This is a genomic window from Rhizobium atlanticum (genome assembly GCF_030182485.1).
Taxonomy (GTDB): Bacteria; Pseudomonadota; Alphaproteobacteria; order Rhizobiales; family Rhizobiaceae; genus Rhizobium.
Genome location: NZ_JAQJCJ010000002.1, coordinates 218,360 through 244,177 on the forward strand (window position 1 = coordinate 218,360; position 25,818 = coordinate 244,177).

Below are 25,818 nucleotides of genomic sequence, written 5' to 3' on the forward strand. Positions count from 1 at the left end.
GCGATGTTGATATCTTAAAGGTATGACATGGAGCTGCGTCACCTTCGTTATTTCATTGCCGTCGCTGAAGAACTGAACTTTACGCGGGCGGCGCGCAGGGTTGGCATCGGACAGCCCCCACTGAGCAACCAGATTCGCGATCTTGAAAATGAGGTTGGCACGTCGCTTTTCCGGCGCCTTCCGAGCGGCGCCGAACTGACCGAGGCGGGTAAGGCTTTTCTGCCTGAAGTTCGAGCCATCCTGTTGCAGGCGGAACAAGCAAAGCAAAGCGCTCTGCGGGCAGCGCACGGCCAGCAGGGTCGGCTGCGGGTGGGGTTTACCAGTTCAGCGGTTTTCAATCCGATCGTGCCTGCCGCGATCAACGTCTTTCGCGAGAAATATGCAGCGGTCGGGTTCAGTCTGGAGGAAGCGCCCACTGCGCGATTGCTGGAACGGCTGAATGCGGCCGAACTCGACGCCGTCTTCATCCGTCCGGGCAGTGGCGACCCGGCGCAAGCCCGGTCTCAGCTTCTGGCCGAAGAGCCGATGGTCATCGCCCTGCCGTCCGGACATGCCAAGTCAAAAGCGCAGGCATTGCGGCTCGACGAACTTGCGGAAGAAAGCTTCGTCCTCTTTCCGCGCGAGGCAGGCGCCGGTTTTTTCGACGACATTCTCGCCGCCTGCCGACGAGCGGGATTTGAACCGGTTCTTGGCCAGCCGGCGCCGCAAATCACGGCGATTCCCAGCTTGATCGCCGTCGGCCTCGGCATCTCGATCGTACCGGCGGAGATGACCAAGATCAATGTCCCCGGCGTTCGTTACATTGCGATCGCCGGCGACGCGCCAAAGGCACGATTGGCCCTCTCGACCCGGCGTGACGAGCGCTCGCCCGTCGTTCGAAATTTCGTCGCACAAGCCATCAGCATGCAGCGGAGCTTCGCCTAGCAAAAGCCAGCTGCGGCGCAAGTTCGCCGCCGTCAACGACCTCAGGCCGCACGATCCGAAGGTCAGTCAAGGCCGGCGTGCAGGGCGTCTTCATCCTGAACGGCAGACCGCCCATTCCGTCCTGCTCGAGATCTTCACCGTTCACGGCTTCGGGACGCTGATGGTTCCCTGATCGAGGCTGCGCCCCTTGCCGCACGAGAGGCGCATCTTTCTACACGGGCGCAGCGCCTGCCCAGCTGGTCCCTCCTGTCGCGCTTTTATCCGGCGATCAGACCGGCATGGGATCCCCGCCTATCAAGGCGACTCTTTCGCGCGGGCGAGCGCCTGGCTTTCCTTTTTAATCGGCCGACCGACCGGGCAGACCTCCTGAACGAAGCCGTTGAGCGTATTGACCAGATTGGTCTCGATCAGGGAATAATGAACGAACTGGCCCTGTTTCTGCCGTCGGATCAGCCCCGCAGTTTCTAGAACGGAAAGATGCTGCGAAACGGCTGGCTTGGACATGCTGAAGCGGTCGGCGATCTCGCCAGCGGTCAGCCCGGAGGCCGAGAGATAGGCAAGAATCTTTCGCCGTGGCGCGCTGGAAAGCGCGTGAAATACCCGTTGCGCGGCGCCGAGAGAGCTGCCTTCTGTAATATCATCGCCAGTCTCGTCTTCCAAATCCGGTCTCCGTCGCAGCGGCATCATTGCATGAAACGTACAAATTAAGCGATTAAGGTATTGCTTAATTATCTTTCTTGACGCAAGGTAATTAGGTATTTCCTTAATTAATGAACGGGCGGGCGATGTTCAAGTGAAGAATGCGCCCGATCGGAAGGAGTTTGCCATGAGCAGTATTTCCACCGGTCGCATGATCGACAACAGCAGCGATCCGGCGAGGGGCAGAGTCGTCTGGGTGCCGGCAAAGTCGATCTGGATCACCGCCATGAGCCTGATCGCCATCATTAGCGGGCCGGCGACCTTCACCTGGAGCGCCTTTGCCGTCTTTATCCTTTCGACCGCCATCACGATCTGCCTCGGTCATTCAGTCGGGATGCACCGGCTGCTGATCCACCGCTCCTTCCGCACCCCTCTCTGGATCGAGTATTTTCTCGTCTATCTCGGTACGCTGGTCGGCATGGCCGGCCCCTTCGGCATGATTTACGCGCATGACATTCGCGACTGGGCGCAACGGCAACGAAACTGCCATGACCTCTATGCCCACCGGCGGTCTTTCCTGGTCGACTCCTTCTGGCAGATGCACTGCGTCGTGAGGCTCGCCCGACCGCCGTGTTTCGAGATTGAAGAGCGCGTGCGACACGACCGCTTCTATCGCTTCCTAGAGGCGACATGGATGGCGCAGCAGTTCCCTCTGGCGCTCGCTTTTTTCGCTCTCGGCGGGCTGCCGTGGCTGGTCTGGGGGATTGCGATGCGAATATCGGTATCGCTGACCGGGCACTGGCTGGTCGGCCATTTCGCCCATCGTGGCGGCCATCAAGGCTGGAGCGTCGATCATGTCGCAGCGCAGGGCTACAACCTGCCGCGATTCGGATTGGTGACCTTCGGCGAGAGCTTCCATGGCAATCACCACGCCTTTCCCGAATCGGCCCGGCTCGGCATCGAGCCGGGCCAGTTGGACCTCGGCTGGCATTTCATCCGGCTGCTGGAAAGGCTCGGCCTGGCATCGGCAATCAAGCTCCCGCACATGATCAAGCCGCGGGAAGGGGTGCGGCGTGTCGGATTGTCCGCAGATGCAGGTGCCCCGTTGTCCTGTGGGACAGCGTTGGGCGGCCTCGGGATGAGCACAGGGAGTAGCGCTGCGGCGTGTCCTTCGAGGCTTCGCCCTGTGGGCTGCGCGCCTCAGCAGGATGAGGGACGTCGGTGGATGCCGCGCCGAAGCATAGAGGAGCGCGGTGGCACAGCATGAGCCGCGTCAAAGGATAAGCGCAAAACCCCAAGAGAGCCTCACCCTCAGGTGCCCCGCAGGGGCCTCGAAGGGCGGGGCGGGTGCGCTGCCAATCGATGAATGCAGGAGCAGCGCTGGCGCATGTCCTTCGAGGGCTCCGGCCTTCGGCACTGCGCGCCTCAGAGGACCGTTGAAGGATGCCCGCGCCGAAGCAAAGAGGTGTTTAAGGATCGCATCCCATGCAATAACCGGAATTGAAGCGGCAAGGCTGAGCCAATGCGGGTGCGCCCTCAGCAGAGGATATGGATCATGCGCCTCAATCAGGTGACCGTTACGATGCCTGACCTCGATGCGGGCTGGCATTTCTACTGCGTCCTCGGTCTTCGCCCCGTTGTCGATGCGCGTCCCCGGTATGCGCGTTTCGTCTGCCCCGATGGGGACAGCACTTTTTCGCTTCACCAGGGCGAGAAAGGCGGCGGCGGGACGACGGTCTATTTCGAGTGCGAGGATCTGGACGAAACGGTCGCCAAGCTTAGCGCAGCCGGACTTCGGTTCGCAAGCGGGCCGGAGGACAAGAGCTGGCTGTGGCGTGAGGCGGAGCTGTTCGATCCCGGCGGCAACCGCGTCGTTCTCTATTTCGCCGGATCCAACCGCGTCGATCCGCCATGGCGGGTGGGATGAGCGGCCAATCTTCGCGCCGAGAGGTCGCAAATCGTACAATGAAGCCTTGGCAAGATTTCGAATCGTGCTTTAGGTTGCGCCCCGAAAATCAACGGCTCGAGCAAAAAGATGCGCCTTACAGACTGCTATAATTTCCACGATTTCCGGCGCATGGCCAAGCGGCGTCTTCCAGGGCCGATCTTCGACTATATCGACGGCGCCGCCGATGACGAGGTGACGTATCGGCGCAATACCGCAGCCTTCGACAATTGTGATCTGGTGCCCGATGTTCTCAAAGGGGTGGCCGAGGTCGATATGTCGGTGACGGTCATGGGGCAGAAGCTCGCCATGCCGGTCTATTGCTCGCCGACGGCGTTGCAGCGGCTGTTTCACCACCAGGGGGAACGGGCGGTCGCGGCGGCAGCGGCGAAATACGGCACGATGTTCGGCGTCTCCTCACTCGGCACGATCAGCCTGGAGGAGGCCAGGCTGATCAGCGACGGACCTCAGGTCTATCAGTTCTATTTCCATAAGGACCGCGGGCTGAACCACGAAATGATGGCGCGGGCGAAAACGGCGGGCGTGCAGGCGATGATGCTGACGGTCGACAGCATCACCGGCGGCAACCGCGAGCGCGACAAGCGCACCGGTTTTTCCATTCCCTTCAAGCTCAATCTCGCCGGCATGATGCAGTTTGCGATCAAGCCCTCCTGGGCGATCGGCTGGATGACGCATGAGGGTTTCCGGCTGCCGCAGCTCGAAAACCACGTCAAGATGGACGGCGGCGCGCTGTCGATCAGCCGATACTTCACCGAAATGCTCGATCCCTCCATGTCGTGGAACGACGTGGCCGACATGGTGCAGGCCTGGGGCGGGCAATTCTGCCTGAAGGGCATTATGTCAGTCGAAGACGCCAAACGCGCGGTCGAGATCGGCTGCACCGGCATCGTGCTGTCCAATCATGGCGGCCGCCAGCTCGATGGCTCGCGCAGCGCTTTCGACCAGCTGGCCGAGATCGTCGACGCGGTCGGCGACCGGATCGACGTCATGATGGATGGCGGCGTGCAGCGGGGAACCCACGTTCTGAAGGCGCTGTCGCTAGGGGCGAAAGCGGTCGGGCTCGGCCGTTACTACCTCTTCCCGCTTGCTGCCGCCGGCCAGCCGGGCGTGGAGCGGGCGCTGGAGACGATGCGCACCGAGCTCGAGCGTGACATGAAGCTGATGGGCTGCACCTCGGTCGACCAGCTGACGCGGCGCAATCTGCGCTTCCGTTCCTGAGCGGCGCAGCATGTGATTACGGGCCGCAGCCTTTCATGCGGATGCGGCCCCCGCAGCAGCCCGCTCAGAGTAGGCTGTAGATCGCCGCGGCCTCCTGCTTCAGCTTTTCCATCATCGACCGGTATGGTCCCGGGCCGTAGCTGATGCGGCCGACGCCGAGCTTTGCCAATGTTTTCACGTCAGGCGCGCCCGTCCGCATCATGATGTTGACCGGCAGCGACGAGGCTGCGCAGATCTTTTCGATCAAGGCGGAATCGATCAGGCCCGGAACGAAGAAGCCGCTGCCGCCGGCCGCGGCGTAGGCCCTGCCCCGCTCGATAGCCTCATCCACCAGGCCGGTATGTTTGGAGAGGTCGCTCTCGGCCAGGAAGAGGTCGGTACGGGCATTGATGAAGAAAGGCATGTCTTTGCTGTCGGCCATGGCGCGAATGGCGCGGATGCGGGCCGCCTGGTTTTCGACCGGATAGAGCCCCTCGCCCGCAACCACCCGATCCTCGAAATTGATGCCGATGACGCCGACCTCCATCAGCTTGGCGACATTGGCGGCCGCACCCTGAGGGTCTGCCGAATAAGCCCCTTCGAAATCGACCGAAAGCGGCAGATCGACGGCATCGGTGATGGATTTCGCCGTCTCTACAAGCACCGACATCGGCAGTTTCTCGCCGTCGGCAAAGCCATGAGCTGCGGCAACCGACCAGCTTCCGGTGGCAAGCGCCTTGGCGCCGGCATCGGCGACGGCCTTCGCCGTCCCCGCATCCCAGATATTGTAGAGGACGATCGGGTCGCCCTTCTTATGAAGCGCGCCGAATGCCTTGGCCTTTTCAGTCCAGTTCATGCTGTCTCCTCCATCCTTGTCTCCATGCTGATCTTCTCTTCGTGGCGCAGCAGCCATTGCTTGCGCCAGAGGCCGCCGCCATAACCGGTCAGAGAACCATCGGCGCCGAGGATGCGATGACAGGGCACGATGATGGCAAGCTGGTTGGCGCCATTGGCGCGGCCGACCGCACGCACGACCTCCGGCCTTTCCATCTCCCTGGCGAGATCGCCATAGGCGCGCGTCTGCCCGACCGGGATCTCCATCAGCTTTCCCCAGACATGCTTTTCGAAGGGCGTGCCACCGAGCGCCAGAGGGGTCCTGAAGACGGTCAGCCGGCCTTCGAAATAATCGCGGATTTCCGCCTCGATCTGATCTATCGCGGGGGTGCGGCCGATTGCGACGGAGGAGCGAACGCGCTTCTGCAGCGCTTCGAGTTCGCTCAGCAGCGCCTTGCGATCGTGAAATTCGAGAAGATGCAGATGCGTCTTGTCGGCGACCGCGATCATCGGCCCGAGCGGCGTATCGAACCAGTCGGCAAAAAGCAGTTCGCGATTCTGCGAGAGTGCCGGCGCCTTGCCGACGAGCCGCTGGAACGCCGCCCGGAAACCGCTCGGAGATTCGTAACCCGCGTCGAGCTGGGCATCGATGACGCGCGCCCCGTCGGCGAGCTGCCGGGCCGCTTCTCCGAGCCTGATATAACGGACGATGTCATGGAAGGTCATGCCGAGCGCCCGCTTGAAGGCGCGCCGCACGGTCGAGGGATCATGGCCGCGGCGCACGAGCTCATCCTCGCTCCAGCGAACCTCCGGCTCGTCGTCGAGCGCGGCAAGCAACAGATCGACGACCGGCTCCCTGCCCGGCTGCTCCAGCGGCCTGCAGCGCCGGCAGGGGCGGAAGCCGGAATGCATGCAGGCGGCGATCGTCTCGAAGAACAGCGTATTTTCCCGCTTCGGCTTGCGCGCCGGACAGGTCAGACGGCAGAAGATGCCTGTCGTCTTGACGCAGACATAGGCCTGGCCCTCATACTCGGCGCTGCGCGCGATCAGGGCATCATAGAGCGTGTCATCGTCGGGGCGTTCGAAAAGCATGACCGCTTTCTAACATCCCAGGCCTGCCGCGTCCGCCGAAAATCGGGCGTCTATTTTTTCTCTGTCGATTTCCTTGGGCGACCAGCCGTGCCATAAGGGCGGCCATGACCAAGATCGACCGTACGCCTGAAAAAGCCGATTTCGAACACGTGACAGACTGGGTGTTCGATCTCGACAACACGCTCTATCCCCATCACATCAATCTTTTCGCGCAGATCGACAAAAACATGACCGCCTATGTCGCGGCGCTGTTGCAGATGGAGCGGGAAGAAGCGCGCAAGCTGCAGAAGCAGTATTATCTCGACCACGGCACGACGCTGCAGGGCCTGATGATCCATCACGGCATCGATCCGAACGATTTCCTCGAAAAGGCGCATGCGATCGACTATTCGGCGCTGACGCCGCAGCCGGAACTCGGCGAAGCGATCAAGGCGCTGCCGGGGCGCAAGTTCATCTTCACCAACGGCAGCGTCAAACATGCCGAAATGACTGCCGGGGCGCTCGGCATCCTCGAACATTTCGACGATATTTTCGACATCGTCGCCGCCGAGTACGTGCCGAAGCCGGCGCAGGCGACCTATGACAAGTTTGCGGCGCTGAAGCGGGTCGAAACGAACAAGGCGGCGATGTTCGAGGATCTGCCGCGCAATCTGACGGTACCGAAGGCGCTCGGTATGCAAACCGTGCTGCTTGTGCCGCGCAACCTGGAAGAGACCGTCGTCGAATGGTGGGAAAAGACCAGCGGCGACGAGGATCACATCGATTTCGTCACCGACGACCTCGTCGCGTTTCTCGGCAAGGTGACCAGATCCGGCAGCTAAAGCCACGTTACCAAAGTTTCACCCAGCTTACCGATGTTTAACTGGGTCTTTCAGGCCCGCTGCCATAGCTTCTTTCGTGAGGGGACACCTTACGAAAGGGAAACACGATGTACCGCAACAAGCTGATACTGGCAGCGCTCTCCTCCGTCCTAATCTTCGGCGCTGCAGCCGGGGCAAGCTTTGCCGCGCCGGGCGACGGGCCGCGCCCGCATCATACCGGCATGGACCGCCCGGGCCGCGACGCCTTCCTCGAAATCACCTATGTCCGCATGCTCAAGCAGTTCGACGCAAACAAGGATGGAAAGGTCTCCAAGGAGGAGGCGACGAGCGGCCTCGACAAGATTTTCGCGGCGATCGACACCAACAATGACGGGTCGCTGACGCCCGGCGAAATCCGGCAGTACCGGCAGACGCAGCTGCAGGCGATGAGAGATCAGCACAAACAGGACGCCGGCGACGAGAAGGACGCGAATGCCGCGCCCGACATGCCGGACAGCGACTCCGGGCAGCCGCCGCGCGACGGCCATGACGGTCATCGCTGGATGCGCCATGGCGGCAACATCATGCGCGCTTCGATGATCATGCATCGGATCGACACCGACGAGAACGGGCAGATTTCCAAACAGGAGGCCGTGGCCGCGTTCGACAAGCTGTTCACGCGCATGGACCGCAACAAGGATGGCGTCATCTCGATCGACGACATGCCGGATCGGCCGCTGCTGTAAGCGCGGACTTACCGTTGCCCCTGCTCTTTCCCCGTCCGACGGGGAAAGAGCATATCTCAGAGACTCTGGCCCGGTTCGCGGTGTTCGTAGAAATCCTGGACGATCTTCCACGCGGCGTCGGCCGTGTCGACGAAGCTGATCAGCTTGACGTCATCCGGCGCGATCGTGCCGAATTCCGCCAGGGCGTCGAAATTGATGATGCGGCGCCAGAAGGCCTCGCCGAAAAGGATCAGCGGCAGACGCTCCATGCGGCCGGTCTGGATCAGCGTCAGACATTCGAAGAATTCATCGAGCGTTCCGAAGCCGCCGGGGAAGACCGCGATCGCCTTGGCGCGCACCATGAAATGCATCTTGCGAATGGCGAAATAGTGAAAATTGAAGCTGAGTTCGGGCGTGACATAGACGTTCGGAGCCTGCTCGTGCGGCAGCACGATGTTGAGACCGATTGACGGCGCGCCTTCGTCGGCCGCGCCGCGATTGCCGGCCTCCATGACGCCGGGGCCGCCGCCGGTCACGATGACATATTCCTGAAAGTCGAAGCCCGCCGAATATTTCGAGCAGAGACGGGCAAATTTGCGCGCCTCGTCATAATAGACGGAGGCCGCCTCCAGATTGGCGCGCTGGATCTCGTTGCGCGCCGCCCAGGCACTCTGGCCGGGGGCGGGAATGCGGGCGCCGCCGAACATGACGACGGTCGACCGGATGCCGCGCTCGGTCAGCATCATCTCCGTCTTCAGCAGTTCGAGTTGCAGCCGGATCGGCCGCAACTCCTCACGGCAGAGGAAATCCTCGTCGACATAGGCTAGGCGATAGGCCGGCGACAGCGTCTGCGGCGTCTTCGGCACGGCCTCGGCGCGCTGCCTGTCGGTCGAGCTGCTCTTCAACGGGTCCCATACGCCGTCCTTGCGCCTAGAACCGCCGTTTCGTCCCTTCGCCATGTCGAAATGCCTTTCAGTATTGCCGGCCGTGAAACCGGATATGTCGCTATAACGCCTTGAATCCAGGTATGATCTTGTTCGAAAAATCATTCCGTTCTACGCGTGCATGCTGTAGAGCAGGACAAACCCACGCCGATCGCATGTCCGGAGACTCCGCCGTCTCCACGATAAAGATCGAAGTTTAAGGAATTCTCATGAGCGCCACCGACCTCGCATCCCTGGAAAAGACCATCGAAGCCGCCTTCGACAATCGCGATAATGTGAACGTGTCGACGAAGGGCGAGGTCCGTGATGCGGTCGAAGCGGGGCTCGATCTGCTCGATTCCGGCAAGGCCCGCGTGGCGACCCGCGGCGCCGACGGCGCCTGGACGGTCAATCAGTGGCTGAAGAAGGCGGTGCTCTTGTCCTTCCGCCTCAACGACATGGAAGTGGTCAAGGGCGGCTCGGGCAATTCCACCTGGTGGGACAAGGTCCCCTCGAAGTTCGAGAACTGGGGCGAAAATCAGTTTCGCGCCGCGGGCTTCCGCGCCGTTCCGAACTGCGTCGTGCGCCGCTCGGCTTATATCGCCCCGAATGCGATCCTGATGCCCTCCTTCGTCAATCTCGGCGCCTATGTCGGCGAAGGCACGATGGTCGACACCTGGGCAACAGTCGGCTCCTGCGCGCAGATCGGCAAACATGTGCATCTGTCCGGCGGCGTCGGCATCGGCGGCGTGCTCGAACCGATGCAGGCCGGCCCGACCATCATCGAAGACAATTGCTTCATCGGCGCCCGTTCCGAAGTGGTCGAAGGCTGCATCATCCGCGAAGGCTCGGTGCTCGGCATGGGCGTCTATATCGGCAAGTCGACCAAAATTGTCGACCGCGCCACCGGCGAGGTGATGTACGGCGAAGTGCCGCCCTATTCCGTCGTCGTCGCCGGCTCGATGGCCTCGGCCAATGCGACGATGGCAAACGGCCAGCCGGCGCCGCATCTTTACTGCGCCGTCATCGTCAAGCGCGTCGACGAACAGACCCGCTCCAAGACTGGTATCAACGAGCTGCTTCGCGATTGATGACATTGGGAGATTGATCCGGTAAACAGACGGCGTCTTTTTGCGCGAGGCGGCCCCGCCTTGCCATGTCTTTGCCATTGCCGCTGGATAATTCGACCGCCATGACCGTTACCGATCCCGTCGCCAATCTGCAGACGCTGATTCGCTGCCCCTCCGTCACACCAGCCGAAGGCGGCGCGCTGACGGCCCTCGCGGCGATGCTTGCGCCGCTTGGCTTCAAAGTCGACAAAGTGAGAGCGAGCGAAGAGGGAACGCCCGATATCGAGAACCTTTATGCCCGCCTCGGCAGCAACGGCCCGCACTTGATGTTTGCCGGCCATACCGATGTCGTGCCCGTTGGCGATGAAGCCGCCTGGACGCACCCGCCTTTTGCCGCGGAGATATCAAAGGGCGAACTCTTCGGCCGCGGCGCCGTCGACATGAAGGGCGGCATCGCCTGTTTCGTCGCCGCCGTTGCCCGCCACATCGAAAAGAACGGGCCGCCTGCCGGCTCACTCTCTTTCCTGATTACCGGCGACGAAGAGGGCCCGGCGATCAACGGCACGATCAAACTGCTGCAATGGGCGGCGGAGCGCGGCGAACGCTGGGACGCCTGCCTTGTCGGAGAACCGACCAATCCGGACCGGCTCGGTGACATGATCAAGATCGGCCGGCGCGGCTCGCTATCGGGCAGGATCATCGTACATGGCGTTCAGGGCCATGCCGCTTACCCGCACCTCGCCGACAATCCGGTGCGCGGTATACTGCAGCTGACGCAGGCGCTGATGGATCCGCCTTTCGATGGCGGCACCGACGATTTCCAGCCGTCGAACCTCGAAGTGACGACGGTCGATGTCGGCAATCCTGCGACGAACGTCATTCCGGCAAAGGCATCGGCAAGCTTCAATATCCGCTTCAACGACAGCTGGACCGTCGAGACGCTGCGCGCCGAAATCCTGCGCCGGCTCGAAGCCGCCGCCGGCCATGGCCAGCTGCGTCCGGGCCGCGAGCCAGTCAAATACGATATCGTCTGGGCGGACCGGCCGAGCCATGTCTTCCTGACCCGCAACAACGCCCTGATTGCTTCGCTGTCGTCTGCCGTCGAAAGCGTGGCCGGCCGGTCACCGGCGCTTTCGACCACCGGCGGCACGTCGGATGCGCGCTTCATCAAGGATTATTGCCCGGTCGTCGAGTTCGGCCTGGTCGGCCAGACGATGCACATGGTCGACGAGCGCGTCACTGTTGCCGATCTGGAGACGCTGACGGCGATCTACGAGACCTTCATCGACCGCTGGTTCGCCCATGCCGGGTCTTAGAGAAGTTCAGTACTACCTGGCCGGCCTCTGGCTGCTGATCCGGATGGATCCGCGCGGCTTCCGCTTCCTCGATCTGTCGGAGCGCGGCGTCAACCGGTCGTTCTGGGCGATGGCCTGGTGCCTGCCGCCGACGGGTATTTCCTGGCTCTGGTGGCGACAGGCCTTCCTGCGGTCGATGCCGCCGGAGGCCGATGTCGATCTTGCCTTCTACATCAGGCTCGGCCTTGTCGAGGTCGCCAACTGGTTCGTGCCGCTGGTCTTTGCCGGGCTGCTGCTGCTTGCCTTCCGCATGGGCGAGCGCTTCGCCCCCGTCGTCGTCAGCGTCAACTGGCTCGGCGTGCCGCTCTCCTATATCAACGGTCTGCTGCTGGCGCTGGTGTTCTTCCTGCCCGGCACGGTCGGCCTCGTCTCGCTGCTGCTGCTCGCCTTCATGCTGGCGCAGGTCTTCGCTTTGGCGCGCATTCTCAGAATGATCTGCCACGATCACGCGCTGATGGTCGGGGCGCTGACGCTGGTGCTGCTGGTGCCGTCGATGATCCTTTCGGAATATCTGCAGCACTTTCTCGGCATTTACCCCGCCTGATCAGGCTCGGCGGCGGAGGCTTTAAGACAGATCCTCGTCATTTTCGTCGATCGGCTTTCGCCGGTCAGTGATCACCTCGGGATAATCCACCTGCATGAAATAGAGGCCTTCGGGCGGCGCCACCGGACCGCAGGCCTTGCGGTCCTTTGCCTCCAGCGCTGCCTGGACATCTTCAGGCGTCCATTTGCCTTCACCGGCGAGCTTCAGCGTGCCGGCGAAGGAACGGATCTGGTTGTGCAGGAAGCTCTGCGCCGTGGCGCGGATCTCGATCAATTCGCCGGTACGTGTCACGTCAAGCCGGTCGAGCGTGCGCACCGGGCTGTTTGCCTGGCAATGGGCGGAGCGGAAGGTGGAGAAATCGTGCCGGCCGACCAGCCGCTGGGCGGCGGCGTGCATGACCTCGTGATCGAGCGTCTTCGGCACCCACCAGGCCTTGCCAGCTTCGAGCGCCAGCGGCGCCCGGCGGCTGACGATGCGGTAGAGATAATGGCGCCGCAGTGCCGAAAAGCGGGCATCGAAGAAGTCGGGAACGGCCTCGACGTCGAGAATGGACACACGCTCGCCGGCAAGCCGCAGATGGGCGTTCAAGGCATTTTGCAGCTTGTAGGGCGACCAGCTCTTGGAAAGATCGGCATGGATCACCTGTCCCATGGCGTGGACGCCGGAATCGGTGCGGCCGGCGCCGCGGATCGACACGGTCTCGCCGGTCAGCGACAATACCGCCGCCTCGATCGCGCCCTGCACCGATGGTCCGTTCTCCTGCCGCTGCCAGCCGACATATGGGCCGCCGTCATATTCGACGGTCATGCGGAAGCGCGGCATCAGGAAAGCCTCGTGCCGGCACCGAGCGGCGTGCCTCGGAGGAAATCGGCCGCGGCCAGCGGCTTGCCGCCGGCCTTCTGCAGCCGTGTCAGCCGTAGCGCACCTGAAGCGCAGGCAATCACGAGATCATCCGTCAGCAGCTCTCCGGCATCGCCCTGCCCTGGTGCTAGCTCCGAGCCCAGCACCTTGACCCGTTCCTGCTTGCCGCCGATCTCAAGCTCGAACCAGGCGCCCGGGAATGGCGCCAGGCCACGGATATGATTGTGCACATCCCGGGCGTTTCTTGCAAAATCGATGCGCGTCTCAGCCTTGTCGATCTTGGCGGCGTACAGCACGCCCTCCTCCCGCTGCGGCGTCAGCGGCAGGTCGTTCATCTCCAGCTTCACCATGGCTTCCGCTATAGCCTTGGCGCCAACGAGCATCAGCCGGTCGTGCAATTCGCCCGCCGTCATGTCCGGACCAATCTCGACTTCGCGGGTCATTGCGACCGCGCCGGTGTCGAGCCCCTTGTCCATCTTCATCACCATCATGCCGGTCTTGTCGTCGCCGGCCATGATCGCCCGCTGGATCGGCGCAGCACCGCGCCAGCGCGGCAGCAGCGAAGCATGACCGTTGTAACAGCCCTCGCGGGTGCCGTTCAAAACGGCCTCCGGCAACAGCAGTCCGTAGGCGACGACGACGCCGACATCGGCCTTGAAGGCGGCAAACCGCTCGCGCTCCTCGGCATCTTTGAAATTGACCGGCGTGAAGACGGGAAGACCGAGCAGTTCGGCCGCCTGATGCACCGGCGATTTCTGCAGATCGAGCCCGCGGCGTCCGCCCGGCCGCGGCGGCTGTGTGTAGACGGCGACGATTTTGTGGCCGGCGTCGACGAGCAAGCGCAAGGTCGGAACCGAGAACTCAGGCGTTCCCATAAAGATGATGCGAAGAGACATTTTATCTCGCCAGTTGAGGATCAGCCGTCTTCAAACGGGTTTACGAGCTTGAGATCAAGCCCCTCGAAATCTCTGGTGTTACGGGTGGCAAGCGTCGCACCGTTTACAAGGCAAATGGCGGCAATCATGGCATCCTGAACCGAAATTGGCCGTCCCACGCTTTCGCGTCTTGCGCGCAGACGGCCCGTTGCCATTGCCGCTTCCAAATCCCAACCGACGATACGGTCACGAAATTGGCCCTTCACCAAATTCTCTATGGCACGGAAGAAGCGGTCCGATCCTGTCTTCAACAGAACCCTTTCAGCGCCATAAATCTGCTCCATCAACCCGACGGCGCAAAGCCAGATCCGCGAACCATCCTGCCGCTGCAACCAGGTCTTCGCTTTTTCATCTGGCAGTAACTTTGCGAATTCTGATACTACATTCGTATCCAGAACGATCATTCGATATCCTCGAACGGCCGACCGAAATCCTTTTTCCGCGCGGCCTCGATTTCTTTCATGACTGCGACAAATTCGTCGTCCACCGCGTTTTCGCTTACGAACGCGGCGCGTATCGCTTCATATGCCGACATAGGCTCAGGCTTGGCCTCGGCTTTTCTTTGAAGCGCTTCCCGCAAAAGCTCCTTCGCCTCATCAGAAAGGCTGTTCCCACTCCGTTGGGCCGCTTCCGCGATGTCTCGCTTCATTGCGTCGGAAATATTTCGGATCAGAAGGTCGCCCACTCAAAGCCTCCATTATGATATCAATGATATCATAATGCCGTTGAAGCCCATTTTCAATCGTCGTCAGAGGGCCTTGGACTTTGCCGCCTTGGTGAACTTCTTGATCACCATCTCCCGCTTCAGCCGCGAGATATGGTCGATGAAGAGCACGCCGTTCAAGTGATCGATCTCGTGCTGCAGGCAGGTGGCGAGCAACCCATCGGCTTCCACCATCTGTTCCCTGCCCTCGCGATCGAGATACTTGACCGAGACGACAGCCGGGCGCTCGACCTCGGCATAATAGTCCGGAATCGACAAGCAGCCTTCCTCGTAGACCGAGCGCTCGTCGGACGATTTGACGATCTCCGGATTGATGAAGACCTGCGGCTGCTTTTCCTCGCCCTCGCGGGAGACGTCAATGACCAGCATGCGGCGCGGCACGCCGATCTGGATTGCGGCGAGGCCGATGCCCGGCGCGTCGTACATGGTTTCCAGCATGTCGTCGGCAAGGCGCTGCAGGTCGGCATCCACACGCTCGATCGGCTTGGAGAGCTGACGGAGAATGGGGTCGGGAAGAATGATGAGTGGCTTGATGGTCATGGGCGTTCCCATAACCCATCTTTTCCCGCTATGGAATTATCCGGCGGGCGGGGAAGACGCTTTTTTGCATACCCGCCCGGAATTTCGCCATATTTGAATCAGGCCGCCCGGCGGGCACCGACGACGGCGTGGCCTTCCGAACGGACGCGGAAGCGGCGCAACAGCTCGATCAGCTGGTCCACCTCGTCCTTGAGGCGGCGGGTTTCCGCCGACGTGCGCTCGACCATGCCGGAATTCTGCTGGGTGATTTCGCCCATGCTGCGGATCGCCACGCTGACCTCGTTGACGCCGATCGCTTGATCGCGGGCGGCGGCGGCGATATCGGCGACGAAGCGGTTGATGATATCGATGCGGCTGATCATATCGTTCAGCGCCTCGCCGGTGCTCGAGACGATGCCGACACCCTCGTTAACCTGACTCGAACTCTGCGAGATCAGGTTCTTGATCTCCTTGGCAGCATCGGCCGTGCGCTGGGCGAGCTGACGGACTTCCTGCGCGACGACCGCAAAACCCTTGCCGGCATCACCGGCGCGCGCCGCCTCAACGCCGGCGTTCAGCGCCAGAAGATTGGTCTGGAAGGCGATTTCGTCGATGACGCCGATAATTTTGGAAATCTCCGTCGAGGATTTCTCGATACCGGCCATCGCCGACACGGCGCTGGTGACGAGTTCGCCCGAATTCTTCGCCTTCTGCTGCGTCTCGCGTACGGCGTCCGAAGCCTTCTCGGCATTGGCGGCGGTCTGGCCGACGCTGACGGAAAGCTGCTGCAGGGCAGCCGAACTCTCCTCGACGCCGGCCGCCTGCTGGGCAGTGCGCAATGCGAGATCGTTGGTCGCATTGGAGATGACGTCGGCGCCATTCATGATATGGCCCGACGTGTCGCGCACCGATGCGAAGGAATGGCGCAGCGCCTTGACGGCACGGTTGTAATCCTCGGCCATCTGCCGAAAATTACCGGGCAGGCCGGATGGCAGAGTGGCCTCGAGATCGCCGCTCGACAGCGCCTCCAGACCGCGGCGCAGCTGCTCCAGCGCCATCGCCTGATCGGCCTCGGCCTGGGCACGCTGCTCTTCCAGAGCCTGGCGCTTGGCTTCAAGCGTCTCGAGGTAGACCGAGATCGAATAATCCATGTCGAGCATGCCGGCCTTGATGACCGCCGACAGCCTTTCGGCGAGCAATTTGCCCTGCTGGCGCGCAAAGACCGACGGCCACTGCTTCTCCATGATGCCCTTGACGAGCTCGGACAGAACCAGGGCATAGCCGCCGACATACCAGCGCGGCTCCAGCCCGATGCGGGCGTGCGTGCGCCCGACCGCGGTCACGCCGTCGACGTAGGTTTCGTCGAAGGCGCCGCCTGCAAGCTTGCCCCAATGATCCTGCTGCCGCTTCTTGGCATGAGCGACATGGTTCTTGTCGGCGAAAAAGCCTGAGACGGCGGGGGTCTTGGCGATCTTGGCATAGAACTTGTCGAGGGCACCGCCGATTAGCTCTGATATGACGGGGCTGAGATCCCGTATCGACCGGCGCGCCGCCTCGTCCAGTTCGATGAAATCGAGGCGCTGCCTGAGTGCACTGTCGGTCTGCTGGGATGTCATGGAAATCTCTGTACTTGGCGCAACGGCGCTGGAGGGAATTCTGCGGCACAGATTTTGGCGAATATGGTTGAGCAATGGTTAAATCGGGGGCGATTTTCTGCATCGGTGAGGAAAAAGGCGACAGAGGATTTCGTTCACGTTTTGATCTATGTATTGCCGCAGCTTCTGTTATGGTTGCGGCATGACCGTTCATTCCGAATCGCTCGCCCTCTCCAACGCCTCGCTGAGTCCGGCCATGCTGGCGCTTGCCGGCGGCGTTTTTGTCGCCTTCGTGCTTCTGGTGATCATCCTTCTCTTGCGCAGCGCCAGCCTCCGCCGCGAGCAGGCGGAGGAGGCGAGCCTGCGGGCTGGCGAAAGCGAGGCGCGCATGGCCGAGCTTTTGAAGATCCAGGCGGAGATGCAGGGCCGCATCACGGCCATGGCCGAGGTTTTTGGCGCGCGTCAGAGCGAGCTCAACCAGGCAATCAGCCAGCGTCTCGACGGCATGTCGCAGCGCGTCAGCTCGACGATCACCGAGCAGACGAAATCGACGCATGAGAACCTGCAGCGCCTGCAGGAGCGGCTGGCGGTCATCGATGCCGCGCAGAACAATATCCAGACGCTCGCCAAGGACGTGGTCGGACTGCAGGCGATTCTCTCGAACAAGCAGACGCGCGGCGCCTTCGGCCAGTCACGGATGGAGACGATCGTCTCGGACGGCCTGCCGATGGGCGCCTATGCATTCCAGCAGACGCTCTCGAACGGTTCGCGGCCGGACTGCACGATCCGCATGCCAAACGGCGCGCCGCCGCTCGTCATCGATGCAAAGTTCCCGCTCGAAGCCTGGAACGCCATCCGCGACGCAGCCAGCCCCGAGGCCGGCAAGATCGCCAGCCAGCAGTTCCGCCGCGACATGGAGATTCATATCCGGGATATTTCAGAGAAATATCTGATTCAGGGGGAAACCCAGGAGACGGCTTTTCTCTTCGTGCCGTCGGAATCGATCTTCGCGGAGATCCATGAGAACTTCGAGGCCCTGGTGCAGAAGGCACACCGCGCGCGCATCGTTATCGTCTCGCCATCGCTGCTGATGCTGTCGATCCAGGTCATCCAGGCGGTGCTGAAAGACCAGCGCATGCGGGCGCAGGCGCATCTGATCCAGGGCGAGGTGGCGCTCCTGATGGACGATCTCGGCCGCCTCGACGAGCGGGTGCGCAAGCTGCAGGGCCATTTCGCTATGGCGCAGAAAGATATCGACATGGTGGTCACGTCAGCCGACAAGCTCACCAAACGCGGCGCCAAGATCGGGGCGCTGGAATTCGAGGCAGGCGGCGACGCAAAGCCTGCCCGCGACGGCGAGGTCCCGGCCAAATCCGTGGAAAGCCGTACCGGCCTTCTCAAGCTTCGGGTGGTTGACGAGGAGTGACCGCTTCGGGCAGTGTCTCGACCCATGAAATAGCAGGAGCATGATGTCATTGGCATGCTCCAAAAGACGGGACAGCCTGATGATCACAGTTTTCGGATCCATCAACATGGATCTCATCGCCACGACCGAGCGACTGCCGAAGCCCGGCGAAACGGTGGCCGGCAACGGTTTTGCCACGGCCGCCGGCGGCAAGGGCGCCAACCAGGCGCTGGCAGCCCGCCGCGCCGGCCGCTATGTGCATATGGCCGGCGCCGTCGGCAAGGACGGCTTCGCCGCCGATGCGCTCGCCCTGCTCGATGAAGCGGGAACCGATCTCTCCCTCGTCAAGCATATCGACGGTCCCACAGGAACGGCGCTGATCCTGGTCGGCGGCGACGGCGAGAACATGATTGCCGTGGTGCCGGGCGCCAACGGCCTGGTCGCGCCCGCCGATGCGGAAACCGCGATCGGCCGCATGCACGAAGGCGACATACTGATGTTGCAGCTTGAGGTGCCGGTCGCGGCCGTCGAACGCGCGCTCTCGGCCGCACGCGCCAAGGGCATCACCAGCATCCTCAACCTCGCCCCACTGATTCCCGATGCGCCGCGTCTCGGACGCCTCGCCGATATCGTCATTGCCAATGAGACTGAGTTCGAGCGACTTGCCGGACAGGACGGCATGGACGCAGGAGCGCGCGAGGCAGCGCTTGTCCGCCTGCATCATGAAACCGGCCAGACCCTGATCGTGACGCTCGGCGGCGATGGCGTCATCGCCATTCGTGACGGGGTCCTCTCAAGAGCGCAGGGGCTGGCGATCGATCCTGTCGACACGGTCGGAGCGGGAGACACCTTCTGCGGCTATTTCGCCGCCAGCCTCGATGACGGGCTTGATTTTCCGACAGCGCTGCGCCGCGCGGCCGTCGCCGGTTCGCTCGCATGCCTCAAATCAGGCGCGCAACCGTCGATTCCTTTGAGTGGGGAAGTCGCAGACAGAATATAGCCTGGCCTGCCTGCGAAACGTCGGCAGATGTCCTTCAATTTTAAAGGAGATTTCTGCGGTTTTGCTCATATAACCACTTAAGTTTCATTTAAATTTAACAGGTCTCCGGCGATCCTCCCAGCGATCGCCGGATCGTCGCATGTGCGGATCCGCGGCTGATGCGGCTGCTCCATGACGGTGCCATGCCTTCGCTCCTGCGCCGAAGAATGCCCGTTCGGCGCATCCTTGCCTGAGGAACCCATGTTCATTTTTCGCATGAAATCGCTTGCGGCGAAACTTATCGCCATCACCGGCATTGCCATCGCGCTTGTTCTCATCGCTTCGAACTTTTTCCTCATCGGCCAGACCAGGGATCGCGTTCAGATGCTGACCATGGATCAAGCCAATCTCGAGGCAAAGTCGATCGCCAATGAGATCGCCGCCAATGTCGGCGAACTCGCCAGCGCTGCCCGCAGCATGTCAGGCGTCATCGGCCGAGCCCACGATGGAAAGTCGCTCGATCGCAAGGGCATGATCAACGTGCTGAAAGCCAATCTGGAACAGAATGCCTTCGCCTTCGGCAGCTGGTTCTGCGAGCAGCTTGGTGCGCTGGACGGAAAGACGACCCAGATTGCCAACAACAATGACGAAGGCACCAACAAGAACGGCGCCTTCACGCCCTATTGGTCGAAAACCAAGGATGGCGGCATCCAGTATTCGACCTTCGACAATGATTATACCGCTGAGTGGTGGAAGCTTGCTGCCGACAGCGGCAAGGGCGCGATCACCACGCCTTACATGGCCGAGGGAACCGACGTACCGACGCTGCTGACTTCCATTGCCTATCCTGTCATGTCGGGCGGCAAGATGATCGGCGTCGGCGGCGTCGACATCTCGCTGAAGTCGCTGACCGATAAGCTTCAGGCGCTGCACCCCTTCGGCTCCGGCCGCGTGACGCTGCTCTCGCAGGCCGGCAACTGGATCGTCGCGCCGGTCCCCGACCTGATGACCAAGCAATATGACGGCGAAGGCGCCGACGTCGTCAAGGCGGCGCTGTCGAACAAGCAGCCCGGCCTCGTCCGAAACCTCACCTATGACGGCCTCGATCCTTTCGACCGCGTCGTCTATCCATTCAAAGTCCCCGGTGTCAACGCCACCTGGGTCGTGCTTGTCGACGTCCCGCACACCGCGATTAACGCGCCGGTGCAGGATCAGACCTACATGATGATCGCCACCGGCCTGATCGTGCTCGGCGCGGTGATGCTGGCGCTCTATTTCGCCGTCCGCTCGCTCGTGCAGAGGCCGCTCGGCAGCCTTGTCGCCAGCGTCAAAACGCTCAGCGACGGCGAATATGCCGAACCCGTCGCGGCCCAGGACCGTACCGACGAAGTCGGTTCGGTCGCAAAGGCACTCGAAGGGTTCCGCTTCAAGCTCGCCGACTCCAGGCGCCTCGAAGACGAGGCCACCCACCAGCGACAGGCCGCAGAGGCCGAGCGCGGCCGTTCGGAATCGGAACGGCAGCAATCGGTGTCGCTGCAGCGTCGCATCGTCTCGGTCGTCGGCGCCGGCCTCTCGGAATTGTCTCAGGGCAATCTGGGTTACCGCATCACCGAAGATTTCCCCGGCGAATACGGCAAACTGAAGCAGGATTTCAATGCCGCGCTTGCAAGCCTCGAAGAGACCATCAACACGATGAATCTCAGCGTCGTCAATATCGGCGCCGGCACCGGCGAGATCAGCAACAGCGCTTCCGATCTCGCCAAACGTACCGAGCAGCAGGCAGCAAGCCTGGAAGAGACGGCGGCAGCGCTCAACGAGCTCACCGCCCAGGTCGATTCCAGTGCCGAGAATGCCCGCACGGCTGCCGACAACGTCAATCTCGCCTGCCAGGATGCCGAGAAATCAGGCGAAGTGGTGCAGAAGGCCATCGCCTCCATGCAAGGGATCGAGCAGTCTTCGACGGAGGTATCGCGGATCATCGGCGTCATCGATGAGATCGCCTTCCAGACGAACCTGCTGGCGCTGAACGCCGGCGTCGAAGCGGCTCGCGCCGGCGAAGCCGGCAAGGGTTTTGCCGTCGTCGCCCAGGAAGTGCGTGAACTCGCGCAGCGTTCGGCCACTGCCGCCAAGGAGATCAAGACGCTGATCAACACCTCGGCCGTCCAGGTCAAGGAAGGCGTCGATCTCGTCGGGCGCGCCGGCGGGACGCTGCACAAGATCGCAGAACAGGTGATGGGCATCAACAGCCTCATCCGGCAGATCTCGGCATCGGCCAGCGAACAGGCGGTGGGGCTGAAGGAAATCAACCAGGCCATGAACCAGATGGATCAGGTGACGCAGCAAAATGCGGCGATGGTGGAGGAAGCGACCGCCGCCAGCGTGGCGCTCAACGATGAGGCGCAGACGCTGAAGACGCTCGCCACGCGCTTCAGGGTGTCCGGTTCCGCCAACGCGACCGCGCTCGCCTCCGTGGCGAGGCAGATGCGTGCGCCGGCTGCGGCCCCCTCGCACTTGGCAACCGCTCCTGTGGTCCGCCACGCGCCGGCGACCCGCCGCACCACACCTCAATCGCATGGCTCGGCCGCCGTGGCTCGGGATAACTGGGAAGAGTTCTGACCGTTCAGCCCTGGGTAAATAAAAAATGCGCCTGCGAAATCAGGCGCCTTTTTTCATTTAGGGATTATGCAGCTCAAGCAGCGTTCGACGTCTGCTCTTCGTTGAGGAAGGCGTAGATCGCCGAGGCGGAATCGGTGGCCCGCAGCTTTGCAACCAGGTCTTGATCGCGCAGGACGCGGGCGATGCGCGACAGGGCTTTGAGATGGTCGGCGCCGGCGCCCTCCGGCGCAAGCAGCAGGAAAACGAGGTCGACGGGCTGGTCGTCCAGCGCTTCAAAATCGACAGGCTGCTCCAGCCGGGCAAAGATGCCGACGATGGAATGAATGTTCACCAGCTTGCCGTGGGGAATGGCGATACCGTTGCCGACGCCGGTCGAACCCAGGCGTTCGCGCTGCAGGATGACGTCGAAGATCTCCCGTTCGGAGAGCCCGGTGATCCTCGCGGCTCTTGCCGCCAATTCCTGAAGCAACTGTTTCTTGGAATTTACTCTGAGGGCGGGAATGATCGCATCCTGATGGAGCAAATCTGCCAATGCCATTTCTTTTTCCTTCTGTCGCCGGGATCAGTTGATGCGAGGAGCGGCGGCGATACCGCCGCTCACCACTCTGATCTCAGCCTTTGATATTGGCCGAATCGATCCAGCCAATATTTCCGTCGTGCCGACGATAAACGATGTTCAGATGTTCCTTGCCGGGACTGCGGAACAGGAGAAGCGGCTCGTCGGTCATGTCGAGCGCCATCACGGCGGTGGCGACGGACATGGTCTTCAACTGCTTCGTGCTTTCAGCGACGATTGCCGGGGCGAAATCGTCGGGAATTTCATCCTCGTGATCAGGAACGGAGTCCATGACCGTATAGGAGACTTCTGCAAAGCCATTCAGGTGGTTTCCGGCATGGTGGTCCTTCAGCTTGCGCTTGTAGCGACGCAGGCGTTTCTCGATGCGTTCGGAAGCGGCGTCGAAAGCAAGCTGCGGATCCGTCGCTTCGCCGGCGGCATGAAGCACCACCCCGCTGTCGAGATGAAGCTTGCAGTCTGCCGAGAAACGAGAACTCGCCTTTTCGACGGTCACCTGGCCGGAATACCCCCCATCGAAGTATTTCGTGATGGCCGTTCCAATTTGGTCCTCGATCTTTTGGCGGAAGGATTCACCAATTTCCATATGTTTCCCGGATACACGCACACTCATGGAGTTTCCCTTCTTATGGTCGTTTGCGGGTATCAGTTTACGCCAAGCCTCGGGTTCATCCAAGCACTTCGCGCAATCTCAAGCAAGATCGGCGTAGGCCTGCGGTCCTCGGTGCCCTTGGGATGATGGGGATAACTTCAAACGCCGTTCACGGCGACGATTGCGGCGGGCTTCTAGCCAGAGGTTGCCGGAAAGTCAATAGGGCGCCGAATCAGCTCCGGGCGTGCTCGCAGAAGGTGTAGCAAATCTCCTACGGAAGGAGCCTTCCGGCGACTTTCCCTTCATCAGCTCCCGCGCTTCGTGCCTGCGTTGCGCGCGGCATCGTCATGGCGATGACACCGAGAATGACGCAGACCAGTCCGATCCACGCCGTCGGGCTCAGCCTCTCGCCGAGAAAGACGATACCGATCGCCACACCGATCGGCACACCGAGATAGGCTTGCGACGTGGTTCCGACCGAACCCAGCGTCTGAACGAGGCGGAAATAGATCGTAAAGGCAAGTGCCGTCGAAAAGGCAGAAAGGGCAAGCAGCGCCAGCACCGATGCGGCCGAGGGATCGAGCCCCCAGGGCCGGTCGACGAGCAGGCTTACAGGCATCAGAATGACCGCGCCCGAGATCAGCGAACCGGCCGCCGGCACGGCAGGATGGAGGCCTCTAAAGTTCTTGCTGAAAATCGCGGCCCCTGCGTAACAGATGGTTGCCAGGATGATGGCGAGTTGCGCCATCAGGCTTTCGCCTAGACCGCCGAGCGCTTCGACGCCGATGACGAGGCAGATGCCGGCAAGCCCGGAGACGACGCCGAAAAGCTTTCGCGCCGTCGCCGGCTCATGGCGGGTTATCGACACGGTCAGCAGGAAGGTGAAAATCGGCGTCGCCGAATTCAGGATCACCGCCAGTCCGGCATCGACGGACTGCTCCGCCCAGGCGATCAGCGTGAAAGGAAAGACGCTGTTCAGGCAGGCCTGAACGACGAACAGGCGCCATGTCGCGCGATCGCGCGGCAGGCGGACATGCCGATGGCGAAGCACGGCCAGCAGAATGGCGCCGGCGATCAGTGTGCGCACCGCGATCAAGGTCACCGGCGGGATCGTTTCGACCCCGATCTTGATAAAGGTGTAGGAAGAACCCAGAGGGTCGCAAGCACCAAAAGCAGGACAAGTTCTCTGGTAAGGTTCGGCTTTTGCGGCGTCATAGGCACATCGATCTTCGTTCAAGACGCGGGAGAAATAGGCCAATTTGGAAGGTGGATGCTTCGATCCAGATCGAAGCGTGCTGCTGCGTCAGAAGCCCGCGACTTTGGCGAGCGCCCGCTTCTCGCGGCGGCGCTGCACCGAGGAAGCGATGTTCATCGCTTCCCGGTATTTCGCGACCGTGCGGCGGGCGAGATCGACACCGCCCTTCTTCAGCATGTCGACGATATCGTCATCGGAGAGCACCGCGTCGGGACTCTCCTGCATAATCAGCGCGCGGATTTTGTGACGCACGGCCTCGGCCGAATGGCTGTCGCCGCCCTCGACCGCGCCGATCGACACGGTGAAGAAATATTTGAGTTCGAAGAGGCCGCGCGGCGTCAGCATATATTTGTTCGAGGTGACGCGGCTGACGGTGGATTCATGCATCTTGATCGCCTCGGCCACCGTCTTCAGGTTCAGCGGCCGCAAGTGGTCGACACCGTGCAGCAGGAAGGCATCCTGCTGGCGAACGATCTCGCTTGCCACCTTCATGATGGTCTTTGCCCGCTGGTCGAGGCTGCGGGTCAGCCAGTTGGCGCTCTGCAGGCACTCGGAAAGGAAGGCATGATCTTCGCCGTTCCGGGTCACGCGGGAAAAATAGGACTGATTGACGAGCACGCGCGGCAGCGTATCCGGGTTGAGCTCGACCAGCCATCCACCCTCAGCGGAGGGCCTGACGACGACATCGGGCATGATCGCTTCGGAAACGCCCGTCTCGAAACCGCTGCCGGGTTTCGGATTGAGCTGGCGGATCTCGCCGAGCATGTCGAGAAGATCTTCCTCATCGACGCCGCAGAGCCGCTTCAGCGTGGCGAAGTCGCGCCGCGCCAGGAGTTCGAGATTTTCAACCAGCGCCTGCATGGCAGGGTCGTAACGGTCTTTATGCCGGAGCTGGATCGCCAGGCATTCGGCGAGGCTGCGGGCGAAAACACCCGGAGGATCGAGCGTCTGTAGGGCGGCGAGCACGTGTTCGACCTGCGTGAGGTTCGTGCCGAGCCGCTCGCCGGTTTCGACGAGATCGACCTGAATGTAACCGGCATCGTCGAGTTGATCGATGAAATTCTGCGCGATCAGCCGATCGCTCATATCAGGCAGGACGAAGGGGATCTGCTGCGCGAGATGATCGCGCAGGGACACCTGACCGGCGACAAAATCGTCAAGATCGTAATCGGCGGCGTCGGCGCTGCCCGGCATCGACTTCCACTGACCGACGAGTTCCGGTGCGTCGAGGCGCTGCGGACCACCATCATCGGGAAAGACATTGGTGTAATTGGCGTCGAGCTCGTCGTTCAGCCGGCCGGTGCTTTCGCTGCCGCCGTTGTCGTACCAGTCACTGGAAAGCGCCTCGGCGCGATTGTCGGCGCCGTCGTCCGCGCCGGCGTCCTCCGGCGAATGAGCGAACTGCTCGTCCTCGCCTGCCGCCCGTTCGTCGCCCGCCTCGCCATCATTCGACGGAAATTCGAGCAGCGGGTTCTTCTCCACTTCCTGAGCGATGAACTGGGCGAGCTCAAAATGGGGGTCATCTGCAGCAACTGGATGGATTGCATCAGTTGCGGCGTCATGACCAGGGACTGGCTCTGGCGCAGAAATAGATTGGCGGACAGTGCCATGACGGACGCGAAACTCCCTCGACTCCTCCGGGAAACCACGGCCGATCCACGCTTCAGGCCACGGAAATCCGAGTTGGCCCAAAA

At 61.9% G+C, this 25,818-nt stretch carries 25 protein-coding genes and 3 pseudogenes; 13 read left to right on the forward strand and 15 right to left on the reverse strand.

Going from position 1 to position 25,818, the window contains the following annotated elements; translation table 11 throughout:
• The first annotated feature begins 27 nt into the window (after window positions 1-27).
• Together PH551_RS03475 and PH551_RS03480 are read left to right on the forward strand one after the other, a co-directional pair.
• Window positions 28-924 (forward strand): LysR family transcriptional regulator, encoded by an 897-nt coding sequence (locus PH551_RS03475; protein WP_097599415.1) that lies wholly within the window; start codon window positions 28-30, stop codon window positions 922-924.
• A gap of 68 nt (window positions 925-992) precedes the next feature.
• A pseudogene (locus tag PH551_RS03480) lies at window positions 993-1,096 on the forward strand (acetylglutamate kinase); the annotation flags it as partial.
• Between the two features lie 122 nt (window positions 1,097-1,218).
• Here the strand turns inward: PH551_RS03480 and PH551_RS03485 are convergent.
• Together PH551_RS03485 and PH551_RS03490 are read right to left on the reverse strand one after the other, a co-directional pair.
• Window positions 1,219-1,584 carry a metalloregulator ArsR/SmtB family transcription factor gene (locus tag PH551_RS03485; RefSeq protein ID WP_097599416.1) on the reverse strand — a complete coding sequence of 122 codons (366 nt, stop codon included), beginning with the start codon at window positions 1,582-1,584 and terminating at the stop codon, window positions 1,219-1,221.
• A 129-nt stretch (window positions 1,585-1,713) separates the two neighbouring features.
• Window positions 1,714-1,851, reverse strand: a complete 138-nt coding sequence (locus tag PH551_RS03490) for a hypothetical protein (protein WP_285192136.1) — start codon at window positions 1,849-1,851, stop codon at window positions 1,714-1,716.
• Between PH551_RS03490 and PH551_RS03495 the strand changes: the two genes are divergently transcribed.
• The 3 genes from PH551_RS03495 to PH551_RS03505 all read left to right on the forward strand — a co-directional run bounded on the left by PH551_RS03495 (window position 1,850) and on the right by PH551_RS03505 (window position 4,747).
• Window positions 1,850-2,830 (forward strand): acyl-CoA desaturase, encoded by a 981-nt coding sequence (locus tag PH551_RS03495; RefSeq protein ID WP_350223843.1) that lies wholly within the window; start codon window positions 1,850-1,852, stop codon window positions 2,828-2,830. The genes PH551_RS03490 and PH551_RS03495 overlap by 2 nt on opposite strands.
• Window positions 2,831-3,118: 288 nt before the next feature.
• On the forward strand, window positions 3,119-3,490 hold the full coding sequence (locus PH551_RS03500) for a VOC family protein (RefSeq protein ID WP_285191869.1): 372 nt from the start codon (window positions 3,119-3,121) through the stop codon (window positions 3,488-3,490).
• A gap of 108 nt (window positions 3,491-3,598) precedes the next feature.
• Window positions 3,599-4,747: an alpha-hydroxy acid oxidase gene (locus PH551_RS03505; protein ID WP_285191870.1), complete on the forward strand. Its 1,149-nt coding sequence runs from the start codon at window positions 3,599-3,601 to the stop codon at window positions 4,745-4,747.
• 64 nt (window positions 4,748-4,811) lie between these two features.
• On the opposite strand, the gene PH551_RS03510 is transcribed toward PH551_RS03505, so the two are convergent.
• The gene (locus PH551_RS03510) at window positions 4,812-5,582 is read right to left on the reverse strand and encodes an isocitrate lyase/PEP mutase family protein (protein ID WP_285191871.1); all 771 of its coding nucleotides are present in this window, start codon (window positions 5,580-5,582) and stop codon (window positions 4,812-4,814) included.
• On the reverse strand, window positions 5,579-6,652 hold the full coding sequence (locus PH551_RS03515; RefSeq protein ID WP_285191872.1) for a bifunctional transcriptional activator/DNA repair enzyme AdaA: 1,074 nt from the start codon (window positions 6,650-6,652) through the stop codon (window positions 5,579-5,581). The genes PH551_RS03510 and PH551_RS03515 overlap by 4 nt, the downstream gene beginning before the upstream one ends.
• A 104-nt stretch (window positions 6,653-6,756) precedes the next feature.
• Here PH551_RS03515 and PH551_RS03520 point away from each other — a divergent pair, with 104 nt between their 5' ends.
• Entirely contained in the window at window positions 6,757-7,473 is a 717-nt protein-coding gene (locus PH551_RS03520) for a pyrimidine 5'-nucleotidase (RefSeq protein WP_285191873.1), read from the forward strand.
• Window positions 7,474-7,580: 107 nt separating this feature from the next.
• Complete coding sequence (locus PH551_RS03525; protein ID WP_085776757.1) at window positions 7,581-8,198, forward strand: EF-hand domain-containing protein; 618 nt, start codon at window positions 7,581-7,583, stop codon at window positions 8,196-8,198.
• A 56-nt stretch (window positions 8,199-8,254) separates the two neighbouring features.
• On the opposite strand, the gene PH551_RS03530 is transcribed toward PH551_RS03525, so the two are convergent.
• Complete coding sequence (locus PH551_RS03530) at window positions 8,255-9,136, reverse strand: LOG family protein (RefSeq protein ID WP_285191874.1); 882 nt, start codon at window positions 9,134-9,136, stop codon at window positions 8,255-8,257.
• Between the two features lie 194 nt (window positions 9,137-9,330).
• Here PH551_RS03530 and dapD point away from each other — a divergent pair, with 194 nt between their 5' ends.
• The 3 genes from dapD (at window position 9,331) to PH551_RS03545 (ending at window position 12,069) form a co-directional block, all read left to right on the forward strand.
• Entirely contained in the window at window positions 9,331-10,191 is an 861-nt protein-coding gene (dapD, locus tag PH551_RS03535) for a 2,3,4,5-tetrahydropyridine-2,6-dicarboxylate N-succinyltransferase (RefSeq protein ID WP_285191876.1), read from the forward strand.
• A 101-nt stretch (window positions 10,192-10,292) separates the two neighbouring features.
• Window positions 10,293-11,486, forward strand: coding sequence for a succinyl-diaminopimelate desuccinylase (dapE, locus tag PH551_RS03540; protein ID WP_285192127.1), 1,194 nt, complete (start codon window positions 10,293-10,295; stop codon window positions 11,484-11,486).
• Window positions 11,473-12,069 (forward strand): hypothetical protein, encoded by a 597-nt coding sequence (locus PH551_RS03545; protein ID WP_285191877.1) that lies wholly within the window; start codon window positions 11,473-11,475, stop codon window positions 12,067-12,069. The genes dapE and PH551_RS03545 overlap by 14 nt, the downstream gene beginning before the upstream one ends.
• A 21-nt stretch (window positions 12,070-12,090) precedes the next feature.
• On the opposite strand, the gene truA is transcribed toward PH551_RS03545, so the two are convergent.
• The 6 genes from truA to PH551_RS03575 form a co-directional block, all read right to left on the reverse strand.
• On the reverse strand, window positions 12,091-12,891 hold the full coding sequence (truA, locus tag PH551_RS03550) for a tRNA pseudouridine(38-40) synthase TruA (RefSeq protein WP_285191878.1): 801 nt from the start codon (window positions 12,889-12,891) through the stop codon (window positions 12,091-12,093).
• Window positions 12,891-13,826, reverse strand: coding sequence for a methionyl-tRNA formyltransferase (gene fmt / locus PH551_RS03555; protein ID WP_285191879.1), 936 nt, complete (start codon window positions 13,824-13,826; stop codon window positions 12,891-12,893). The genes truA and fmt overlap by 1 nt, the downstream gene beginning before the upstream one ends.
• A gap of 20 nt (window positions 13,827-13,846) precedes the next feature.
• Window positions 13,847-14,269, reverse strand: coding sequence for a type II toxin-antitoxin system VapC family toxin (locus tag PH551_RS03560; RefSeq protein ID WP_285191880.1), 423 nt, complete (start codon window positions 14,267-14,269; stop codon window positions 13,847-13,849).
• On the reverse strand, window positions 14,266-14,550 hold the full coding sequence (locus PH551_RS03565; RefSeq protein WP_285191881.1) for a FitA-like ribbon-helix-helix domain-containing protein: 285 nt from the start codon (window positions 14,548-14,550) through the stop codon (window positions 14,266-14,268). The genes PH551_RS03560 and PH551_RS03565 overlap by 4 nt, the downstream gene beginning before the upstream one ends.
• Before the next feature lie 63 nt (window positions 14,551-14,613).
• Window positions 14,614-15,129: a peptide deformylase gene (gene def, locus PH551_RS03570; protein WP_285191883.1), complete on the reverse strand. Its 516-nt coding sequence runs from the start codon at window positions 15,127-15,129 to the stop codon at window positions 14,614-14,616.
• 98 nt (window positions 15,130-15,227) lie between these two features.
• The gene (locus PH551_RS03575) at window positions 15,228-16,724 is read right to left on the reverse strand and encodes a globin-coupled sensor protein (RefSeq protein WP_285191884.1); all 1,497 of its coding nucleotides are present in this window, start codon (window positions 16,722-16,724) and stop codon (window positions 15,228-15,230) included.
• Window positions 16,725-16,905: 181 nt separating this feature from the next.
• Between PH551_RS03575 and PH551_RS03580 the strand changes: the two genes are divergently transcribed.
• The 3 genes from PH551_RS03580 to PH551_RS03590 all read left to right on the forward strand — a co-directional run bounded on the left by PH551_RS03580 (window position 16,906) and on the right by PH551_RS03590 (window position 21,703).
• The gene (locus tag PH551_RS03580) at window positions 16,906-18,129 is read left to right on the forward strand and encodes a DNA recombination protein RmuC (protein WP_285191886.1); all 1,224 of its coding nucleotides are present in this window, start codon (window positions 16,906-16,908) and stop codon (window positions 18,127-18,129) included.
• Window positions 18,130-18,208: 79 nt separating this feature from the next.
• On the forward strand, window positions 18,209-19,108 hold the full coding sequence (locus tag PH551_RS03585; protein WP_285191888.1) for a ribokinase: 900 nt from the start codon (window positions 18,209-18,211) through the stop codon (window positions 19,106-19,108).
• A 240-nt stretch (window positions 19,109-19,348) separates the two neighbouring features.
• On the forward strand, window positions 19,349-21,703 hold the full coding sequence (locus PH551_RS03590; RefSeq protein WP_285191890.1) for a methyl-accepting chemotaxis protein: 2,355 nt from the start codon (window positions 19,349-19,351) through the stop codon (window positions 21,701-21,703).
• 73 nt (window positions 21,704-21,776) lie between these two features.
• Here PH551_RS03590 and ptsN read toward each other — a convergent pair whose 3' ends face one another.
• The 4 genes and pseudogenes from ptsN to rpoN all read right to left on the reverse strand — a co-directional run bounded on the left by ptsN (window position 21,777) and on the right by rpoN (window position 25,734).
• A complete protein-coding gene (gene ptsN, locus PH551_RS03595) occupies window positions 21,777-22,241 on the reverse strand; it encodes a PTS IIA-like nitrogen regulatory protein PtsN (RefSeq protein WP_011423788.1) in 465 nt (154 codons plus the stop codon).
• 73 nt (window positions 22,242-22,314) lie between these two features.
• The gene (hpf, locus tag PH551_RS03600; RefSeq protein ID WP_085776747.1) at window positions 22,315-22,890 is read right to left on the reverse strand and encodes a ribosome hibernation-promoting factor, HPF/YfiA family; all 576 of its coding nucleotides are present in this window, start codon (window positions 22,888-22,890) and stop codon (window positions 22,315-22,317) included.
• A gap of 250 nt (window positions 22,891-23,140) precedes the next feature.
• Window positions 23,141-24,084: pseudogene (locus tag PH551_RS03605) on the reverse strand (DMT family transporter).
• A gap of 88 nt (window positions 24,085-24,172) precedes the next feature.
• Window positions 24,173-25,734 (reverse strand): annotated as a pseudogene (gene rpoN / locus PH551_RS03610) (RNA polymerase factor sigma-54).
• Between the last annotated feature and the right edge of the window lie 84 nt (window positions 25,735-25,818).

Bases quoted from the DNA above. Each gene is read 5' to 3' on its own strand.
- PH551_RS03475 (WP_097599415.1), top strand. From the start codon at position 28: ATGGAGCTGCGTCACCTTCGTTATTTCATTGCCGTCGCTGAAGAACTG.
- PH551_RS03495 (WP_350223843.1), top strand. From the start codon at position 1,850: ATGAGCCTGATCGCCATCATTAGCGGGCCGGCGACCTTCACCTGGAGC.
- PH551_RS03490 (WP_285192136.1), bottom strand. From the start codon at position 1,851: ATGGCGGTGATCCAGATCGACTTTGCCGGCACCCAGACGACTCTGCCC.
- PH551_RS03500 (WP_285191869.1), top strand. From the start codon at position 3,119: ATGCGCCTCAATCAGGTGACCGTTACGATGCCTGACCTCGATGCGGGC.
- PH551_RS03505 (WP_285191870.1), top strand. From the start codon at position 3,599: ATGCGCCTTACAGACTGCTATAATTTCCACGATTTCCGGCGCATGGCC.
- PH551_RS03510 (WP_285191871.1), bottom strand. From the start codon at position 5,582: ATGAACTGGACTGAAAAGGCCAAGGCATTCGGCGCGCTTCATAAGAAG.
- PH551_RS03515 (WP_285191872.1), bottom strand. From the start codon at position 6,652: ATGCTTTTCGAACGCCCCGACGATGACACGCTCTATGATGCCCTGATC.
- PH551_RS03520 (WP_285191873.1), top strand. From the start codon at position 6,757: ATGACCAAGATCGACCGTACGCCTGAAAAAGCCGATTTCGAACACGTG.
- PH551_RS03525 (WP_085776757.1), top strand. From the start codon at position 7,581: ATGTACCGCAACAAGCTGATACTGGCAGCGCTCTCCTCCGTCCTAATC.
- PH551_RS03530 (WP_285191874.1), bottom strand. From the start codon at position 9,136: ATGGCGAAGGGACGAAACGGCGGTTCTAGGCGCAAGGACGGCGTATGG.
- dapD (WP_285191876.1), top strand. From the start codon at position 9,331: ATGAGCGCCACCGACCTCGCATCCCTGGAAAAGACCATCGAAGCCGCC.
- dapE (WP_285192127.1), top strand. From the start codon at position 10,293: ATGACCGTTACCGATCCCGTCGCCAATCTGCAGACGCTGATTCGCTGC.
- PH551_RS03545 (WP_285191877.1), top strand. From the start codon at position 11,473: ATGCCGGGTCTTAGAGAAGTTCAGTACTACCTGGCCGGCCTCTGGCTG.
- truA (WP_285191878.1), bottom strand. From the start codon at position 12,891: ATGCCGCGCTTCCGCATGACCGTCGAATATGACGGCGGCCCATATGTC.
- fmt (WP_285191879.1), bottom strand. From the start codon at position 13,826: ATGTCTCTTCGCATCATCTTTATGGGAACGCCTGAGTTCTCGGTTCCG.
- PH551_RS03560 (WP_285191880.1), bottom strand. From the start codon at position 14,269: ATGATCGTTCTGGATACGAATGTAGTATCAGAATTCGCAAAGTTACTG.
- def (WP_285191883.1), bottom strand. From the start codon at position 15,129: ATGACCATCAAGCCACTCATCATTCTTCCCGACCCCATTCTCCGTCAG.
- PH551_RS03575 (WP_285191884.1), bottom strand. From the start codon at position 16,724: ATGACATCCCAGCAGACCGACAGTGCACTCAGGCAGCGCCTCGATTTC.
- PH551_RS03580 (WP_285191886.1), top strand. From the start codon at position 16,906: ATGACCGTTCATTCCGAATCGCTCGCCCTCTCCAACGCCTCGCTGAGT.
- PH551_RS03585 (WP_285191888.1), top strand. From the start codon at position 18,209: ATGATCACAGTTTTCGGATCCATCAACATGGATCTCATCGCCACGACC.
- PH551_RS03590 (WP_285191890.1), top strand. From the start codon at position 19,349: ATGTTCATTTTTCGCATGAAATCGCTTGCGGCGAAACTTATCGCCATC.
- ptsN (WP_011423788.1), bottom strand. From the start codon at position 22,241: ATGGCATTGGCAGATTTGCTCCATCAGGATGCGATCATTCCCGCCCTC.
- hpf (WP_085776747.1), bottom strand. From the start codon at position 22,890: ATGAGTGTGCGTGTATCCGGGAAACATATGGAAATTGGTGAATCCTTC.